Annotated in this window: 15 protein-coding genes; 2 read left to right on the top strand and 13 right to left on the bottom strand. The window is 34.9% G+C overall.

Features of this window, described 5'->3' with window-relative positions:
• On the top strand, nt 1-471 hold the full coding sequence (locus tag AC6CHR_RS22730) for a thioredoxin family protein (RefSeq protein WP_498251336.1): 471 nt from the start codon (nt 1-3) through the stop codon (nt 469-471).
• 105 nt (nt 472-576) lie between these two features.
• On the opposite strand, the gene AC6CHR_RS22725 is transcribed toward AC6CHR_RS22730, so the two are convergent.
• The gene (locus AC6CHR_RS22725; RefSeq protein ID WP_498251335.1) at nt 577-981 is read right to left on the bottom strand and encodes a DUF5365 family protein; all 405 of its coding nucleotides are present in this window, start codon (nt 979-981) and stop codon (nt 577-579) included.
• Nucleotides 982-1,397: 416 nt separating this feature from the next.
• On the opposite strand from AC6CHR_RS22725, the gene AC6CHR_RS22720 reads away from it, so the two are divergent.
• Nucleotides 1,398-2,297 carry an RluA family pseudouridine synthase gene (locus tag AC6CHR_RS22720; RefSeq protein WP_498251334.1) on the top strand — a complete coding sequence of 300 codons (900 nt, stop codon included), beginning with the start codon at nt 1,398-1,400 and terminating at the stop codon, nt 2,295-2,297.
• 75 nt (nt 2,298-2,372) lie between these two features.
• Here AC6CHR_RS22720 and srtD read toward each other — a convergent pair whose 3' ends face one another.
• The 12 genes from srtD to trmL all read right to left on the bottom strand — a co-directional run bounded on the left by srtD (nt 2,373) and on the right by trmL (nt 18,567).
• Nucleotides 2,373-2,951, bottom strand: coding sequence for a class D sortase, LPxTATN-specific (gene srtD / locus AC6CHR_RS22715; RefSeq protein WP_498251333.1), 579 nt, complete (start codon nt 2,949-2,951; stop codon nt 2,373-2,375).
• 127 nt (nt 2,952-3,078) lie between these two features.
• Nucleotides 3,079-3,660, bottom strand: coding sequence for an NAD(P)H-dependent oxidoreductase (locus AC6CHR_RS22710; protein ID WP_498251332.1), 582 nt, complete (start codon nt 3,658-3,660; stop codon nt 3,079-3,081).
• 226 nt (nt 3,661-3,886) lie between these two features.
• On the bottom strand, nt 3,887-5,962 hold the full coding sequence (locus AC6CHR_RS22705; protein ID WP_498251331.1) for an ATP-binding protein: 2,076 nt from the start codon (nt 5,960-5,962) through the stop codon (nt 3,887-3,889).
• A gap of 425 nt (nt 5,963-6,387) precedes the next feature.
• Nucleotides 6,388-7,362 carry a siderophore ABC transporter substrate-binding protein gene (locus AC6CHR_RS22700; protein WP_498251330.1) on the bottom strand — a complete coding sequence of 325 codons (975 nt, stop codon included), beginning with the start codon at nt 7,360-7,362 and terminating at the stop codon, nt 6,388-6,390.
• A gap of 239 nt (nt 7,363-7,601) precedes the next feature.
• Nucleotides 7,602-8,360, bottom strand: coding sequence for an iron ABC transporter ATP-binding protein (locus AC6CHR_RS22695; RefSeq protein ID WP_498251329.1), 759 nt, complete (start codon nt 8,358-8,360; stop codon nt 7,602-7,604).
• A complete protein-coding gene (locus tag AC6CHR_RS22690; RefSeq protein WP_498251328.1) occupies nt 8,354-9,295 on the bottom strand; it encodes an iron chelate uptake ABC transporter family permease subunit in 942 nt (313 codons plus the stop codon). Before AC6CHR_RS22690 ends, AC6CHR_RS22695 begins: the two co-directional genes overlap by 7 nt.
• The gene (locus AC6CHR_RS22685) at nt 9,288-10,238 is read right to left on the bottom strand and encodes an ABC transporter permease (RefSeq protein ID WP_498251327.1); all 951 of its coding nucleotides are present in this window, start codon (nt 10,236-10,238) and stop codon (nt 9,288-9,290) included. The genes AC6CHR_RS22690 and AC6CHR_RS22685 overlap by 8 nt, the downstream gene beginning before the upstream one ends.
• Nucleotides 10,239-10,886: 648 nt before the next feature.
• Nucleotides 10,887-11,879, bottom strand: coding sequence for an L-glyceraldehyde 3-phosphate reductase (mgrA, locus tag AC6CHR_RS22680; RefSeq protein WP_498251326.1), 993 nt, complete (start codon nt 11,877-11,879; stop codon nt 10,887-10,889).
• 128 nt (nt 11,880-12,007) lie between these two features.
• Nucleotides 12,008-13,381, bottom strand: a complete 1,374-nt coding sequence (locus tag AC6CHR_RS22675; protein ID WP_498251325.1) for a hemolysin family protein — start codon at nt 13,379-13,381, stop codon at nt 12,008-12,010.
• A gap of 322 nt (nt 13,382-13,703) precedes the next feature.
• Nucleotides 13,704-14,879 carry a sporulation protein YhbH gene (yhbH, locus tag AC6CHR_RS22670; RefSeq protein WP_498251324.1) on the bottom strand — a complete coding sequence of 392 codons (1,176 nt, stop codon included), beginning with the start codon at nt 14,877-14,879 and terminating at the stop codon, nt 13,704-13,706.
• Nucleotides 14,880-15,564: 685 nt separating this feature from the next.
• Entirely contained in the window at nt 15,565-17,460 is a 1,896-nt protein-coding gene (locus tag AC6CHR_RS22665; protein ID WP_498251323.1) for a PrkA family serine protein kinase, read from the bottom strand.
• 633 nt (nt 17,461-18,093) lie between these two features.
• Nucleotides 18,094-18,567 carry a tRNA (uridine(34)/cytosine(34)/5-carboxymethylaminomethyluridine(34)-2'-O)-methyltransferase TrmL gene (gene trmL / locus AC6CHR_RS22660; RefSeq protein WP_498251322.1) on the bottom strand — a complete coding sequence of 158 codons (474 nt, stop codon included), beginning with the start codon at nt 18,565-18,567 and terminating at the stop codon, nt 18,094-18,096.
• Nucleotides 18,568-18,574 lie beyond the last annotated feature (7 nt).

Here is an 18,574-nt window from a genome sequence, read left to right as displayed (position 1 = left end):
ATGAAAAAAATCCTACTATTTGGTTCAATTATTATTGTCCTATTCGGGGCACTAATATTCGTAACAACTTATCAAAAAAATGAAAAAGCAGAAGGAAACGTATATGGAAAAGATGATTTACGCCCATCAACTATTTCCCTTTTAGATGATCCTAACTATCAAGACATCATTTTACCTAATGAATTAGAAGAAAAACTTGATAATAAAGAAGATACAATTGTTTATTTCTTTAGCCCTGAATGTGAACATTGCAAAGCTACTACTCCCGTTTTAATGCCTGTTGCAGATGATCTTGGTGTTGAAATTGGGCAATTTAACATACTTGAATATGAAGATGCTTGGGGACAATATAATATTACTCAGACACCAACTCTTGTTCATTACAAAGATGGAAAAGAAGTTGCTCGCCAAGAAGGTTCAAGTAGTGAAGAAGTCTTCGAATCACTATTAACAGAATGGAAATCTGAGTAAGAAAGTAAAAGGACGAAACCATACATGGTTTCGTCCTTTTATTGCATTTAGAATAATTCAAGCATATATTTTATGTTTTATTGGTCTCTCAACCTTACAAAAACATTAAACAATCCAATCATTAGCAGGTTTAATGAATTGACTGAATATGCCCTCTTGGCTTTCAGCTTCTTTGAATTGTGAAAATGAAAGTGGAAAAAAGTATCCATATTCATTTAAATTTAGACTATTACGTTCAAACATCTCTTGATATTCTTGCCCATGTTCACAATCATTAATATGGGCAAGTACTGCGATTAGTGCTTGTAGGCTTGAAATGATCTTAAAGGCATCCTTCAATGTTGAGTTATACAGTTGATCAGAAGCCTGAGGCTGCAATACTTTTTGCTCTTTTAAGACTTTAATTTCACCATCTGGAAAGAATTTCGGTAAGATTTCCGTAAATATATGTTCTACAAGCTCGGCAATATGGCTCTCTTGTTCTTCTGTAGAGGCAACAACAACCTTCATTTAAACCACCCTTTTTCTTTCTTTCATTCTCTTCTTTTTTCACTGTTCGTTTCTTGTACAGTGCTAAGCATTTTGACTTCTAGTTTACGCTTTTGTCGCTACAGTTAGCATAACATAGTATATTTCGAGATTGCAGAGGTAAGTGTTACCGTAACTAGATTGTACATCCAATCTTTAATCTGTATAATTTGGAATAGCAGTTTTCGCAAAGATAGTTATTTTACGTAAATAGCTCTACTTTACGGATTTAGTCTATCTTCGTGCTCTTTTCGGATATTTACTTAGTGATTTTCTCTTGAAATTGCTTTAATGGAATACGATAAAAATCCAAAAGCCGATTTTTATTCGTACTAGAGCATCAAACTTTTAGAAAAGAGCCTTGGGAATAAACAATTGAAATATAAGGATTGGTGATCTTGTTGAAGCGTTTTGGTGAATGGTTGGGATTTACTATTCCAGTAGAATGGGCGAATAACACAGTATTTCATGTATTATCAAAGGAACTTGGTGCTTCTAAAGCTTTGATTCAAAAATGGAACTCAGTGTCAGCTATAAAAAAAAATAACCACGTTGCTGACGTTAATCATAAACTTGAACGTGGAGATCTATTACTTTTGCATATATTTGGAGACGAGGAATATGGCGTACTCCCCGAAAATAAATCAATTGAGATTCTATATGAAGATGAACATCTAATAATCGTAAATAAAGAGGCTGGAATAGACACGCATCCAAATAAACCAGATCAAAAAGGAACATTAGCAAATAGAGTTGCTTATCACTTTCAACAGAACGGTTTAAAAACTAGAGTTAGGCATATCCACCGTCTTGATAAAGATACATCCGGTGCAATCATTTTTGCTAAACATGATTTAGCACATTCTTTATTAGATCAGGAACTAGAATTAAGAAAAATAAAACGGACTTACCTTGCAATTGTAGAAGGGGAGTTGGCAACTAGTAAGGGGCAAATTAATCAATCAATTGGAAGAGATCGTCATCACGCTACACGAAGAAGGGTTTCTCCAAATGGACAAACGGCTAAAACAAATTATCAAGTTGAAAATTATCTAGCTACTAAAAATATTTCTCTTTTGTCACTTAATCTCGATACAGGTAGAACTCATCAGATTCGTGTACACTTAAGTTCAATTGGCTATCCGATAATAGGTGATACATTGTATGGGGGAAAAAAAGGGATGATTGATAGACAGGCTTTACATGCTATTAGTATTTCGTTTATGCACCCACTAACTGCTGAAACCATTTCAGTACGTGCAAATTATCCTAAAGATATTGCAGCCATTGTCGATTAATAAATATAGGGTATTACTTAAAGCTAATTAAAAAGAGCTGACAACAAAAGATAAATTCTTTCGCATCAGCCTTTTTTATACTACCTTCTTTTTAGCGTAAATAATATAACGTTGCGGAGCATTTCCAACATAACTGAATGGGTAACAAGTTGTTAATAGTAATTCTTCACTGTCATTTTGCAAAGTAATGATACTAAGATCATCTGCTTCTACAATTTTTGTACTGGTAATTTCGTATTCAAAATTCCCGTACGGAAGTACAACTTCGAGTGCATCACCAATCTCGAGTTCTCCAGCCTTTCTAAACACAGTGTCTCGGTGACCTGATAAAACAATTTGACCATTTTCTTCAGGATAATAACTACCCTTATAGTGGCCTACACCTTTTTCTAAATCGTCGGGATCTGTTCCTTCAACAATCGGCAAATCAGCATTCAACTTAGGAATTTGCAAAATACCTACAGCCTCACCCATTGGTGGCTTAAAAGATCCATCTTCTACTTTAAATACTTCTTTATTAGGTGGAGATTCAACTATTGCTTTGGCTTCATCTAATGACCTTGATGTTTGTATTTTTGTATCAGCAATTTCCCAAACAGCATAACCAACAATACAAAGACCAATAATAATCAATAAATATGATAGCTTCTTCATATATTGTCCACTCTTTCTCAGTTAATAGTTTGATTATATCACAGAAAAAACTGATATTATTAACTATGCTTATAGAATGGGACTAATTCGTGTAAATTTTTTGTAAACAATTTTACACGTAATAGCGTTATAAAATATCTACTACTCTAATCACCTCTTTTAACATCTTTTCTCTCATTTCATTATCAATATGTGGAACGGAATAGAAGAATTTATGATTAATAACATTAATCCCACAGTAATCTAAAATACCAAGATCCATGACCGTTTCCATTGATGAAACAAGTTGACTAGGTTTCATAAACTCTTCTGTTTGACTTGTAGTCTGGAAAACAACGGCTTTCTTTCCTTTAAGTAATCCATCTGCTTCACCATCTGTATATCTAAAAGCAAAACCATTCGTAAACACGCGATCAAAATACCCCTTTAAGATAGCCGGCATCCCACACCACCAAGTTGGGAATACAAAAATTAGGTTGTCAGCCCAAGATATTTCACTTTGCTCTAATTGGATTTCTTCAGACAGTTTATCCTGAAAAAAAGCGGTATGATTGTCCTCAGTTAAAATTGGATTAAATGAAAGCTTGTACAGGTCACGTATTTTCACTTTATATTCTTTATTTGATTCCATATGATCTTTGGCCTTATGACAAATGGCAGCATTAAAACTGTTCTCAGACGGATGCGCCAGGATGATAAGTGTTTTCATACTTTCCTCCATTAGCATTTTTTCCTAGTATTCGCCTTATTTTGACTACTATACGTTTGATCTGATAATTAAGTTGTCATAATAGTAAGAATGTGAATTTAAGAGCAAAAAAGAACTAGGGTTCATTACATTCCTAGTTCTCATATTTATTTCTTATCTAGTAACATTTCATTAGATACACCTACTTATGAGAAATTGGCAGATGTATCGGTTACAAACATTTGGTTTATTTCTCGCAAATACTTATTGGTAATAAGACCTTCACCTTAGTCCCTTTATCTAGCTGACTTTTAAACTCAACTTTCCCCTCATGATTTTGGATTATTTTACAACTGATCATTAAACCTAAACCACAACCCTTTTCTTTGTTGGAATAGAAGGGTTCTCCTAACTGTGCTAGTCTTTCCTCAGTCATTCCGATTCCTTGATCTTCAATCATAGCATAGGCAAACTGCTCATTTTCTTTCCCCGTTTCAATTGTTATTGTCCCACCGTTGGGCATTGCTTCAACTGCATTATCAATTATATTTAGGAATACCTGTTGCATTTGATTTTCATCACAAATAATAGACAATACTTCTTCACATTGTTTAAATCTAAACTTGGTAGTGGAAAGACTTCCCTGTCCTTCGATCCCTTTTACAACATTAAACAAAAGATCAAACAAATCGCTCTGTACCTGTTTGATTTCATGATGAGGATTTGCAAGCATAAGAATTTCTTTAATAAAGTCTTCAATTTGGCCTATTTCTGAAAGTAGTACCTCATGATACGGAAACTGAATATTGTTTATTAGTTTGATAAACCCTTTAATACTTGTTAAAGGGTTTCTAATTTCATGAGCAATACTGGCAGCTAATTGACCAACCGCTGCTAATTTATCAGATCTCCTAACTAATGCTTCATTTATTTTTTGCTCTGTGATATTCTCAGCAACTCCAGCTATTCGATAAATTTTTTTGCTTTTATTTGTTATTGGCACAATTCGTTGACGGATCCACCGGACAGACTTATCTTGATTTATTATCCGAATATCGTATTCTTCACTTTCTTGTAGTGTTTCCATACTCTTTGTTAATCTGTCTAGATCTTCGGGATGAACGATATCAAACCATTTTGTTGGGTTTTTGTTATACTCTTCAGAATCCATTCCGTATATATCCTTACATGCAGAGCTTGTAAACAAGAGTTTCCCTTCATTCCTATCATACATCCAGAATGCTTCTTTTATATTATTTGAGATTTGTTGAAAAAGCCTCTGACTTTGTAACAATTTGGTTTCTGATTGACTACGTTCAATTTCAGTTCCAATCATTTGCGTCAGTAATTGTAAAAATTCTAAATCTAAGCATGACATCCTTCTTACTGTTTTTCGATTTGGGAAGAGGAAAAGTGAAGCATGTAGCTTTTTATTTACAAATACCGGCGCTCCTATGTACTCATCTATATCTAGACTGCTAACAATATTATATTGATCGTCCACTTTACCATGTACTGGTTCTATTATTTCAGTCATTATAGACAAACATGAATCTGCTATCGGAATGGCATTTCCTATTTTTATGAATTCTTCTAATTCCCCGATTACTTCTAAAACCTTATAGTGCTCTCCATTAACCAAAGAAATCATTCCATTAGCTAAGCGAAAGCGCTCACAACTAATTTGTAAAAGCTTTCTTACTTTCTCTTTCATAAATATCTCGTTATTACTAATTACTTCATATAGGGACTTTATCGAATGCTCATGTAAGATTTTCTCAATTAAATCTACTTTGGAATCAGCTTCAGACTTCACCCAATAACTTAGACCTAACAATATTTCTAACTCTTCTTCACTAAATGAACGTGGATTCGTATCAATTATACATATTGAACCAAGCACATGATTATTTTTTGTAACAATCGGAATACCTGCATAAAAGCGAATATTAAGTTTATTTAATAGCTCATTATCTGTAAACCTACCATCAGCTAAAGTGTCCTCTACAACAAATGGTAAACCATCAGCAACAACATAATGGCAAAATGCAGAAAATCCTTCAAAAGAACCTTCCTCAAGCAAATTTCCAGTTAGATCAACACAGGAATTAAACCAGTGTTGATCCTCTGTAATTAATGTTATTAGAGAAATTGGCACTCGAAAGATTCTACTTGCCAACTTGGTTATTGGATTAAATGATTCATCATCTGGAGTATGATCGAGATTAAGATTATATAATTCTGATAATCTCCTCTGTTCTCTTTCTAAAAAAGAGGAGTTATTTCGTTTGTATATTTCCCCTAACTTAAAAATAGAAATCACTCCAAGGTTTTATTCCCATTATAACATGGGAGAAAAGCCCAGTATAGAACGATAGTTCGTTACTAATTGGGGTTTTAATCCATATTATTTAATGGATGTTTTTTGTTCTCATACGTAGGTTCCATCAAACGTTTTAACTATCTGCCTACTCAATTTACATTTCCCATTTCGTTTTCATAATAAAAAGCAGTGGATGACTTTAAAAGAAGTCCACTGCCTAACTGAAGTGAAGCTATTAACTTAGACTTTGTTAAAATTGAAAGTTGATTTCCATCCAGACGTTCGCTTTCCGCTGCGGTCCGGGAGCCTCTTCTGCGAATGCTCCTGCGTGTCCTCGCTTCTCCAGCAGGAGTCTCACGTCTTCCACTTCAATCAACATAGTGTGAAAAATCCTAAACGTTAACATTGCCTTTACTTTCAAATAATTATTCTAGTCCTGCTTCAACCTCTTTTACCATCTCGCTAACTGATACTAATCCGCCACCTGATAAATACCATATTGCAGGATCTAAGTAGACAATATTGTCATTTTTATATGCTTTCGTACCTTTAATTAATTCATTTTCTAACGCTTCATCTGCTGATGTTTCACCACCAACTACTGCTGTACGATCGATAACAAATAAATATTCAGGGTCCTTTTCGACAATATATTCAAATGTAACTTTTTGTCCGTGTGTAGATGCTTCAATATTTTCATCAACGGCTGGAACACCCATAACATCATGAATAATACCAAAACGTGACCCTGAACCATATGCACTGATTGCACCATCATTTAATAGAACAACAAGTGCATTCGTATCTGCTGCTGCCTCATCTACTGAAGTAAGTGTTTCTTTAATGGCTGCAACTTCTTTCTCAACTTCTTCTTGTTTATTAAAAATTTGACCTATTGTGTTCATGTTTTCTTCAAATGATTCCATATATTTTGTTGTATCTACTCCTAGGAAAATCGTTGGAGCAATCTCTGATAATTCTTTATAAAAATCACCTTGTCTTCCAGAGATAATAATGAGGTCTGGTCCGATTTCAGATAGCTTTTCATAATCAATTTCTTTCAAGCTACCAACACTTTGATACTCTTCGCCTGCGTATTTTGATAGGTAATCAGGAACATTATCTTGCGGTAAACCAGTAACTTCTACTCCTAATTTATCTAATGTATCAAGTACTCCAAAGTCAAATACAACAACCTTTTCAGGGTTTGTCTTTAAAGGTGTTTCTCCTAATTCATGCTTAACGGTAATTTCTTCACTTTTAGCTTCAGCACCTTCAGTTGTTTCTTCGTTTGCTGTTTCTTTTGCTTTTGGTTCATCGGTACTACTTGTATCTGCTCCACATGCAGCTAATACAAAAATAAATAATGCAACTGTTAAAAATGAATATAATTTCTTCATCAAAAATCACTCCTATTTTTTATTTAAACTGAAATACAATAAGGCTGTTCTGCAAAGATTGTTGTTTAAGTAATAGATAATTCTTTACTCATTTAGCCTGATACGCGTGCTCCTGCTCAGGCTTAGTGCATTAAGACTTTTTAGAAAGAACTTTATTAACAATAATAATCATTATCAATGCAGTTGTTAAAATAAAGGGAGTTTCCTCCCGTATAACAAATTGTTTGATAAATTATAACTTAAGAAAAATACACACAAATCTTTTGCCCATCAATTGTTTGGACTGGAATATCCATATCATAGATATCCCTAAGAACATCAGAATTCATGATTTCATCCTTAGTACCTTCTCTTACAACCCTGCCATCCTTTAAGCCGACAATATAGTCTGAATAGCAAGAAGCAAAATTAATATCATGAAGGACAATAACTACGGTCTTTCCAAGCTCATCAACTAGTCTTCTCAGGTTCTTCATAATCTGCACAGAATGCTTCATATCTAAATTATTTAGTGGTTCATCTAGTAACACATAATCTGTATTCTGAGCAATGACCATAGAGATATAAGCTCTTTGCCTCTGCCCTCCACTTAAATGGTCTAAAAAACGGTCCTGTAAATCGTTCATACCCATATAAGCAATGGCTTCATCGACAGCCTTCCAGTCTTCATCCGTCAGGCGACCCTGTGAATAGGGAAATCTACCAAAGGCAACAAGCTCCTTTACAGTTAAACGAATATTAATCGAGTTTGTCTGCTTTAATATAGATATTTGCTTAGCAAGATCATTCGTTTTTACCTTTTGGATATTTTGATCACCAATATATATTTCACCTTCATCCATCGATATAAGCCGACTAACTCCAGATAACAAAGTACTTTTCCCAGCACCATTTGGTCCTATGAATGAAGTGATCTTTCCTTTTGCAATTTTTACAGAGACATCATCTACAACTGTTTTCTGACCATATCTCTTTGTTACTTTTCTGACTTCTACCATGAGCGATTCTCCTTTAATAGTAGATAGATGAAGTAAACGCCTCCGATAAAGTTCACGATTACACTAACCGTTGTTTGGAACGTGAATATCTTTTCTACTATGAATTGACCACCTACCAATGCTAAAACGCTAATCAAGATGGAACCAATAATTAAGTGTTTATGCTTATATGTCTTATAGAATTCATGTGTAACATTGACAACAAGCAGTCCTAAAAATGTAATTGGACCAACTAATGCAGTTGATATTGCTATTAATATTGCGACAACAATAAGTAACCTTCTAACAATTAAATCATAGTCAATCCCTAGATTTATCGCATGCTCTCTTCCTAATGACAGTACATCTAAATATTTGTGATTTGGCCAATAAAAGATGAGAGCAATAATCATTAACAGAAAGCCCAGCAATAACAAATCAGTTTGAACATTATTAAAGCTCGCGAACATTCTTGATTGCACCATCAGAAATTCATTTGGATCAATCAATATTTGCATAAATTCAGATATGCTACCAAATAATGTCCCAATGATAATTCCTATTAGTAATAGGAAGTAGATATTCCGTTCTCTTTTGAATAGGAACCCGAATAACAATGTTGAAAAGAAAACCATTAACCCGACGCCTAATAAAAAATTAACGTAGTCATTTAAGATTAAAAATGACATTGAACCTGAAACAAAGATAATGATTGTTTGAAGCAGGATATATAATGCATCCAGCCCTATAATACTAGGTGTTAAAATTCTGTTATTTGTTATGGTTTGAAAGATTACTGTTGAAAATGCAATTGCGGCACCTGTAAGGATAATCGCAGCAACCTTAGTAACTCTTCTCGGTAGGACATAATCTATATTGGGTCCAATATCGTAAAAGATAAAGCAGGATACCGCGATAATGACCATTCCTAATAGTATTAATGATTTCCTACGCATACGCCCTTCTCCTCATTAACAAGTACACAAATATCACACTTCCAATTACACCAATAATGACACTGACTGATATTTCGTATGGGAAGATAATAATTCGGCCGATGATATCACATGCTAACACAAAGACTGCCCCTAGTAATGCTGTCTCTGGTAAGCTTTTTCTTAAGTGGTCCCCTCGGTAAATACTAACAATATTTGGGATAATAAGTCCAAGGTAAGGGATGACACCTACTGTTAAGACAACACTTGTTGTAATTAATGCAACGATAACAAGCCCTATATTAACAATTTTCCGATAATGTAAACCGAGGTTTTTTGCAAAGTCCTCACCCATCCCCGCTACAGTAAATTTATTAGCAAAGAAATAAGCCAAGATTACGAATGGAATTGTTATGTATAAAAGCTCATATCTTCCTTTCATAATTAATGAAAAGTCTCCATGTAACCAAGATCCAATGTTTTGGATCAGATCATGCTTGTAAGCAAAGAAGGTTGTAATTGATCCAATTATGTTTCCGAACATTAATCCAACTAGAGGTATGAAGATCGTATCTTTAAACTTAATCTTATCCAAGATTTTCATGAAGAGAAACGTACCGACAAGAGCAAATAGGAATGCAACAATCATCTTCTGAATTGGACTAGCTGAAGTAAACAATAGCATGGAAACTAATATACCTAATCTAGCAGAATCCATTGTCCCTGCTGTTGTAGGTGAAACAAACTTATTTCTAGTTAGCTGCTGCATGATCAGACCACATATACTCATGCTGATTCCAGCAATAATCAAGCTGATCAATCTTGGTAAACGACTCAACAGAAGAACTTTTGTATTTTCATCTGTTAAGTTAAATAAATCCTTAGGATTTAAATCGATGACACCGATAAAAATAGAGCAGCACGATAATAGAATAAGTGCAATACTTAAGTATAATTTTGTCATTTCTATTCTAACATCCCTTGGTAAATGGTTACGAACTCGTTAATTATGATAATCATTATCACTACTCATCAAAAAAAATCACCTGTTATTTGCAAGTATATACTAATCTATCAACATCTTAGTAAGGAGAAATAGTGCCCATTTGGAACATGCAAATAGATCATTAAGTAAGTGAATATTGTTAGACATGAAATGGCGTTACTATAAAAAAGGATATAACTATCATTTTCCATTATGCAAAACCTTTTTCAATGAGATTGATTATCAACTACCTTATTTAATTTATCATAAATAATAATTAGTGAAAAGGTTTATTTTCTAAATATTTTCATAAGTTACTTCTCGTTCACGATTTATTCACATATTCATTATTTCTAAGTGAAATGTGATGTTACTCCTAAAAATAAACTTTCATTTACAAAAGGCTCTGTTAAAATTTAAGGTTGATTTCCGTTCCAGACGTTTGCGGTCAGGTAGCCTCCCAGGCGCTTGCACCTGGGGGTCTCTCATTGACTCCCGTCTTCCACTTCAACAAACATAATTTGATACATCAACCATAAGCTTTCACATCGCCTTACAAAAAACAAAAAATAGGACTGATAAAAACACAATGACTACTCTGTGTCTTACCAGGTCCTATTAATATAGTTAATTTTTCAGAATATCTTCTATTTTCACAAGTTCTTCAGTCGTAAACGAAAGGTTATTAAGAGCTGCGACATTCTCTTCTATTTGGCTAACTTTACTCGCCCCAATCAAAGCTGAAGTAACTCGCCCTTCGCGTAGCACCCATGCCAATGCCATTTGGGCTAGATTTTGACCACGTTCTCCTGCTAATTCATTTAGTTGTGTAACACGGTTTAGAACCTCTTCAGTTACCCGCTTTTCATCTAAAAATGTATTTGCCTTAGCTGCTCTTGAGCCAGAAGGTATACCTGAAATGTACTTATTGGTTAATAGACCTTGATCTAGTGGACAAAACGCAATAGAACCTACTCCATTTTCAGACAATACATCCTGGAGACCATTCTCAATCCAACGGTTGAACATTGAATAGCTTGGTTGATGAATAAGTAATGGTGTGCCTAGGTCGTTTAAGATGCTAACCGCTTCAGCTGTTTGTTCAGCATCATAACTGGAAATTCCAACATATAACGCCTTACCTTGTCGTACAATTTGATCCAAAGCACCCATTGTTTCTTCCAAAGGGGTATTCGGGTCAGGACGATGGGAATAAAACACATCTACATAATCAAGTCCCATTCGCTTCAAACTTTGGTCTAGACTTGAAACTAAGTATTTTTTTGAACCCCAATCTCCATATGGTCCATCCCACATATGGTAGCCAGCTTTTGTGGAGATAACCATTTCATCTCGATAAGGAGCAAAATCAGTTTTTAGCACTTTCCCAAACATTTCCTCCGCACTACCTGGAGGCGGTCCATAGTTATTGGCTAAATCAAAATGGGTAATACCTAAATCAAATGCTCTACGTACCATTGCTCGACCATTCTCATAATGATCCACTCCACCAAAGTTGTGCCATAACCCTAATGATATAGCTGGTAATAGTAGTCCAGAATTTCCAACTCGATTATATTTCATCTCACTGTAGCGATCATTATTAGCTGTATATACCATATGTATCCCCTTTCATTTTAACACCTTTGTTTATTTTACCGTGTACTTCAAATTATCACTACTAAAATGCTCAGGTTCTATTCTATTTAATCAGATGCATCCATTATTGTTACAGACATATATATTACTTACTCATCAATTACCTCGATCTCTTCCCTATCTAATACAGTTACTCTCAATTGCAAAATCCGTTTGTCGTCCATTTCTTCGACTTTAAACAGAATATTTTCAAATAGAATTTCTGGCTTTTCCGCTTCACTTGGTATATATCCGAGTTGTTCGATGACAAAACCGCTTAAAGTATCATAATCTTCAGTTGGAATCCTAATATTTAAAAGATCTTCAACAACAAAAAGATTAGTCGTACCAGGAATAAGATAGGTATTAGAATCTACTTCTACAATGATTTCATCATCTATTTCACGATCATCATATTCATCAAATATATTTCCGACAATCTCTTCGATAATATCTTCTATTGTAATGACACCATCTGTACCACCATACTCATCTATCGCAATGGCCATATGTATATTGTACATTTGCATTTCTTTAAATAATTCATCAATTTGTTTAGACTCTAATACAAAATATGGATCTCTTAGCAATTCTTTTAAGTTAAAAGAGCTTTCATCACAATCTTCAATAAATTGTATTAAATCTTTCGCATGTAGAATGCCAACAATACGATCAATACCTTCTATATATACAGGAAATCTTGTATATTTCTCGATATTTACTAATCGTACTGTCTCAATTAAACTATAGCTTATTGGAATAGCAACAATATTTGTGCGATGTGTCATTATTTCAGACACTGTTTTCTTATCAAGTTCAAAGATATTATTGATCATTACTTTTTCTGCCTCTTGAATTGTACCTCGTTCTTTGCCGACATCAATCATCATTCGAATCTCTTCTTCTGTAACATATTCACCACCAGCATTAGGGTCCACACCAAAAAGGCGCACAATAAAATTGGATGATAGCGTTAGTATTTTGACAAAAGGAAATGCTAGTTTAGAAAGCATTGTTAGAGGAGAAACCACTAACATAGCAATAGATTCTGCCTTATTTAAGGCTAGACGTTTTGGTACAAGTTGTCCTAATACTAAGGTAAAATAAGACAAGAAAAGAGTAATAAAAAAGACTGCAACAATTCCCAAGATCTCCTTAGGAATAGAGAAATCTATTTCATACAGCGCTTCAGTTAATTGGTCAGTAAACCTTACAGCTGAAAAAGCACTTGCTAATAATCCAGCAAAGGTCATTCCAATTTGAATGGTATCCAGAAATCCACTCGGCTCAGACAAAAGCCTCTGTACCTTTTTAGCCTTTTCATCTCCACCATCAGCCATCAGTTTTATTTTGCTATCATTTAAAGAAACCAAAGCGGTCTCAGACGCAGAAAAAAAAGCATTTATAATGATAAGAACTCCTAGTATTAATAATTCCACCAATAACACCAACCTCCGTGATGTACTTGCTATTTTTATTAGCATGCCCCAAATCAAGGCATCTTTTTTAGGAAGATATTAACTAAGAAAAGCGCAAGGCGCCCGTTTATCGGCGAAAAGCATAAGACAAGCCAGCTGGAAGGTTGTTCTTTAACCTTCTGGATGGATTGGCTTATGCCTCGAGCCGATGGCGCCTGAAGCTAGACACTTTCGATAAGCGCAATGCGCCCGTTTATCGATGTATAAACTGGAGCACTCTGCAATAAGACAAAAGAAACACAAAGAGCCAACTAGATTCTCAAGAACAAATTATGTGAAGGTACGCCAAACCAAAAGGCCCCCTCATTAACTGAGTTAGGGCCTTCTATCAGGCATACAACTTATTCTCTTCATCTTTCCTAAAGAAACTCTTCATTGCTTGGAATACATCTGCTTTTTGCTTGAGGATATAGTAGCGGAACTTCTCATCATTGATATTTTTATATGCGGACATAAGGGTCGAGTGGCGATTGTACTGATTTACTTCACCATAACCAAACATACTCGATACTTTCACAAGTTCATTAACAAGCTTTACACATCTTGCATTATCTGAGGTTAGATTATCACCATCTGAAAAGTGGAAAGGATAAATATTGTAGCGCGATGGATTATACTTTTCTTCAATGACTTCAAGTGCCTTTCGATAAGCTGAGGAACAAATCGTACCACCACTTTCTCCTTTTGAGAAGAAGTCCTCCTCTGTGACAACTTTTGCCTCTGTATGGTGGGCAATAAATTCAATATCAACCTTCTCATACTTGGTTCTTAAGAATCTAGTCATCCAGAAGAAAAAGCTGCGTGCCATATATTTTTCCCATAACCCCATTGAACCACTGGTATCCATCATAGCTATAACAACAGCTTTTGATTCTGGTTTTACAACTTCGTTCCAGGTTTTATATTTTAAATCTTCAGGGTATATTGGATGAAACTTCGAGACTCCAGCCAAGGCATTACGCTTGTAAGCTGATAACATCGTCCGTTTCTTATCAACATTTCCCATTAATCCTGTTCGACGTATATCATTGAACTCAATATTCTCAATGACAATATTATCACGTTCTTTTTGTTTAAGATTCGGAAGCTCTAACTCCTTAAAGAGTGCTGTTTCAAGCTCTAGAATTGAAACCTCTGCTTCATAATAGTCTTCTCCGGCTTGATCTCCTGCACCTTGCCCTTTACCTGACCCATTAGCATCTGCTTGTGAGCCATCTCTTGCAACAACATCACCAACCTTACTCTCTCCATCACCCTGGCCAACATGCTTATTTTTATCATAGTTATAACGAATTTTGTATTCATCAAGTGAACGAATTGGAATCTTCACAACATCTTTCCCTTTTGACATAATAATACTTTCTTCTGTAATGAGATCGGGAAGGTTATTACGAATTGCCTCTTGTACTTTTTCTTGATGACGCGTTTGATCATCCTGGCCTTTTCGATGGAGGGTCCAATCTTCTTGTGAGATGACAAAATTCTGTTCTTCTGGACCTGACATATAATCTATTCCCCCTCCGGAAATTTTTTTATAAAAAAGTGTCACAAAACATGAAATTTCGCATACATTAACTTGAATGAATATTTATCAATTCAACTAAGTCTTGTAAAACTGTGGATTACTCTATCCTATGCGAAGAATTCGTTTTATTGACAAATAATTTAGAAAATATAAGTGTCTCAATGATTATAAGACAAGTCCCCATGTTCCTGACTAAACCTTACATGATAAGGGATCTTCTTACGTGTTAGTAAACTAAGATAGCCCTCTATTTATTCTTTTATTATTCTATTTGGCTCTTTTCTAAAAGTTTGTTGCTCTAGTACGAATAAAAATCGGCTTTTGGATTTTTATGATCTAAAACGAAGCGATCTCCATTGGGATAACAGAGTAATTAAACGAAAAGAGCACGAAGATAGGCTGAATTCGTAAAGATTTACTTATTACAAAAAAACAACAATCATTGCGAAAACAACCCTCTATTGAATAAAATGGACTAAAAATTCCCTAGGCTAAATCCAGTGTTAATTAATAGTCATCATATAGTATTTGTATACTTTTTTTGTCCTGTTTATTTTGGACAGGTAGATGTTTTTTATCTACTATCGATAAGTCGATCACGATTAACTACAATGATCAAAAAGGCTGACAATAACTAAATTGTCAGCCTCACTACTAATTATACTTATCTATTCAATAAACTTCCTACATAACGAAGTAAATCATTTGCCGATGTCGAGTTATAGCCATGCTCATCTATTAGGCGTGCGACAACTTCATTGATTTTCTTAAGATGCTGCTCATCTGGTGTCTTCGAGGATGTTGTTATTTTAACAACATCTTTTAGATCTGCAAACAGCTTCTTCTGGATGGCCTCGCGTAAACGCTCATGTGAATTGTAATCAAAGCGTTTCCCTTTACGGGCATAAGCAGAAATCCTGATCAGAATTTCTTCACGGAATGCTTTCTTCGCATTCTCAGAAATACCAATCTGTTCTTCAATGGATCGCATTAATTTTTCGTCTGGATTCATTTCTTCTCCAGTTAATGGATCACGAAGTTTATTTTTATTACAATAGGCTTCAACATTGTCTAAGTAGTTATCCATAAGCGTTTTAGCCGATTCCTCATACGAGTATACGAACGCTTTTTGAACTTCTTTTTTCGCCATATCATCATATAGCTTACGGGCTATCGAGATAAAGTTTAAGTACTTTTCACGATCCTCATTAGAAATTGATGCATGTTGAGCAAGCCCCTCTTTTAGTGCGCGTAATACATCAAGCGCATTAATTGATGGAATTTCCTTACGGATAATTGTTGATGAAATACGGTTAATGACATAACGTGGATCAATCCCAGACATTCCTTCATCGTTGTATTCCTTTTGGAGTTCTTCTACATCAACCGAGTTAAAACCTTCTACACTTTCACCATCATATAATCTCATTTTCTTAACAAGGTCTATATCTCCTCGTTTAGGGTCTTTTAAACGAGTTAAGATACTAAACATCGCCGCTACCTTTAACGTGTGTGGGGCAATATGAACATTAGATACATCACTTTCGTTAATCATCTTTTCGTAGATTCGTTCCTCTTCTGACACTTTTAAATTATAAGGTACAGGCATCACTATGATCCGCGAGTGAAGTGCCTCATTCTTTTTATTGGAAATAAATGAACGATACTCGGTTTCATTTGTATGTGCAACAATTAATTCGTCCGCAGAGATTAACGCAAATCGACCAGCCTTGAAGTTCCCCTCTTGTGTTAAAGAGAGCAGATGCCATAAGAATTTTTCATCACATTTTAGCATCTCCTGGAACTCCATCATCCCACGGTTTGCTTTATTTAATTCACCATCAAAACGATACGCACGCGGATCTGACTCCGACCCGTATTCTGCTATCGTAGAAAAGTCGATACTACCAGTTAAGTCAGCGATATCCTGTGACTTTGGATCTGATGGACTAAAGGTACCAATTCCAGTCCGTTTATCCTCAGAAAGGAATACACGCTCCACACGAACATCCTCTATGCGAGCACCATATTCTTCCTCTAATCTCATTACATTTAACGGTGAGAGGTTCCCTTCAATTCGAATTCCATATTCATCAAAAAAGTCTCCGCGTAAATGATGTGGGATTAAATGCAATGGGTCCTCGTGCATAGGGCAACCTTTAATAGCGTAAACTGCTCCTCTTTCTGTTAAAGAATAAGCTTCTAAGCCGCGTTTAAGCATCGTAACAAGTGTAGACTTCCCTCCACTTACCGGTCCCATTAATAATAAAATACGTTTTCTAACATCTAACCGCTTGGCAGCAGGATGAAAATACTCCTCAACTAACCGCTCAAGTGCCTCTTCTAAGCCATACAACTGGTGATCGAAAAATTTGTAGGTTCGTTTCCCCTCAACCTCTTCAACTCCAGCATCTTTAATCATATTGTAAACCCTAGAATGAGCTGATTGTGCAACCCAAGGTTTTTCCTTAACAATATCCAAATACTCTACGAAGGTTCCTTCCCACTTTAACCGTTGCTCATCTTCCCTATACTTTTCTATCTTCTTTAAAATATCCATAAGGACCTCCTTCATGATAGTTCGTAGGTGTAAAAAAACTCGTGCAGTTTAATACACTTTATGCGAGGATGTCCCTTAACATTCTTCTAAGATGGTAAAAAGCTGCAAACTCACTCAAAGAAATAGACTCTTTTCTAAAGGTTTGTTGTATCAAACCTAGTCATATCGACTTCGGGATATTACCAAAATAATCGGTCATTGGATTTTTCCGTATAAATAGATGCTATTTTAAAAGAAAATGGCTAATTAATTTATCGAAAAGAGTACGAAGCCAGGTAAAATAAATAATAAAGTTCTATTACGAAAATCAACAACCATGAAGCAACATTAATTTATATGAAAAAAGGTTGTTATCCATTCCAAACACATTTTGATTACGTTATAATGAAACTAGCTATGTAGGGAAAGCTATATTTACCCTTAAGACTCCGTACTTAAAGCAGTAAACAACTATTAGGAGGTTAAACAATGAACTTAATATTACTTCTAGGTGTAACCTTAGCGTTCATGGTGGCTATTTTCACAGCAGGATATGATAGCAAGCCAGGCGTAAAAAAATAATTAGATCGATAGTGGTTTTAAAAGCTACATAAAAATAGCCTTCCTGTACAAATGTACAAGAAGGCTATTTTTTTACGTTAAGTCAGGATAATTTTGTTGTCTCAATGCTTCATAAATTAAAATAGCAGCTGTATTGGATAAATTCAACGAACGAACATTATCCGTCATAGGGAGACGTAAACATTTATCGCTATTATTGTCTAATAAATCCTTAGGTAACCCAGTTGTTTCACGACCAAATACAAAGAAGTAATCTTTATCCAAGTTACTATAGTCAAAAGTTGTGTGCGGCTTTTTACCATACTTAGTTAAATAGAAGAACTCTGCTTCATTGTATTTATCAAATAACTCATCTAATGAGTCATGATATACAACATTCACATATTCCCAATAATCGAGTCCTGCTCGTTTTAACATTTTATCATCCGTAGAAAATCCAAGTGGACGAATTAAATGGAGCGTTGTGTTAGTAGCTGCACAGGATCTTGCAATATTCCCTGTATTTGCTGGGATTTCTGGTTGATATAATACGACATGTAAAGACAATTAATTC

The organism is Metabacillus sp. GQ13 (assembly GCF_059758525.1).
This window is presented reverse-complemented; position numbering and strand designations above follow the sequence as displayed.